The following is a 1246-nucleotide window of genomic DNA, read 5'->3' on the forward strand; positions in this document are numbered from 1 at the left end:
ATCAAAGCGCATTCCTCCCGGCACTGACCCTACGGGTACAGTGCGGGGCTCCTGCAATTTCTAGCTGATCTCGCAAGGGAAATTCTTCTTGGGTCAGCAAGCTGTTGAGCCAGTTGAGATTAAAACTCCACTCGGGGCTATCGGCTTGGATCCCGGCCAAGGCCAGCTCGGTGAGGCGCTGCACCGACTCTGGCCGATCCAGCCCAAACAGCTCGTATTGAGGCGCAATCTCCTGCCCGCTTGAGTAGTCATAGCCCCCGAACAAAGCTGCTGGGGCGAAAAACTGAGCCGAATTTTGCCGCAGCCGATCCTCCAACCACCAACGGCTGTAGGGCAGGCCATGGCTTTGCAAGGTGTAGAAGGCGTAGCTGCGGCGGCTCGGGTCGGCGGATCCCCCCCAGCGGGCCAACACCGGATAGGTAAGAGGAAACCAGCGATCACTTTGGCCGGGATCGAACGCTGGCGAGCCTCCATAGCCAAACTCAGAAAAGACGGTGTACCGATAGAAGATCAGATCCCGGTGCATCTGCAGCCGTAGCCGCTGCAGTAAGGCATAGCCCCCCGCTCCTAACCCCGCCAAGAAGCCGGCAGTGAGAGCCACCATTGCTACGGGACGAAGGGGAAAGCGGCGGGACGAGGGCGCAGCAGGAGGGGTAGCTGGATTCATAAAACCCAATCCAAATCAAAGCAGGCGCCCCCACTCTACTCGATACTCGACTGTGTTGGAAGACAGAGGGAATGCCCACAGCCGTTTCCAGCCGGCTTGAGACGCCGGCCCTCTGCGCCACCCAAGGTCATCAGTCTTACCCCTGCCTGAGAGGGATCCCGGCCAGCCATTTCTTGGAAAGGCTCTGCTGTATTGCTTTATCGTTGTTTCAAACAAGATTAAGACACTTTGCCGCCGACTCCTACCCCCACAATAAGAGGGGCGGCTGCGCCGCTCTTCTAAAACCCTTGCCTTTGACCATTCCTGCAGTGCATCCCCCGATTTCTTGGAGGCCTGAGTTGCCAGCACCCTTTCAGGATAGGCTCTCCCTTAGCCGGCGGTTGCCATGGCCTTCAACCCCTTCAAAATCAGGTAGTCCAGAATACTGGTGTTCTCCTCGCCGCGATAATTAAAATTGGAGCGCACCAGCCACAGCCCCTTCTGAGTGCGGCAACAGAGGTTCAGCAGCGTGCGGGCCAAAATCTGTTGACGCGCCTGTAAATCCCGCCCTGCATCGAAAACCTCCCCGTCCCACTCCGG

Annotated in this window: 2 protein-coding genes; both read right to left on the reverse strand. The window is 58.2% G+C overall.

The features are described 5' to 3' along the window. Position 1: 1 nt before the first annotated feature. Positions 2-667 (reverse strand): hypothetical protein, encoded by a 666-nt coding sequence (locus NW838_RS02260; RefSeq protein WP_414427423.1) that lies wholly within the window; start codon positions 665-667, stop codon positions 2-4. A 369-nt stretch (positions 668-1036) separates the two neighbouring features. After that, positions 1037-1246: hypothetical protein (locus tag NW838_RS02265; protein WP_414427424.1), on the reverse strand; the 210-nt coding region annotated here is incomplete at its 5' end.

Source organism: Synechococcus sp. R55.2 (assembly GCF_047462075.1).
Classification (GTDB): domain Bacteria; phylum Cyanobacteriota; class Cyanobacteriia; order Thermostichales; family Thermostichaceae; genus Thermostichus.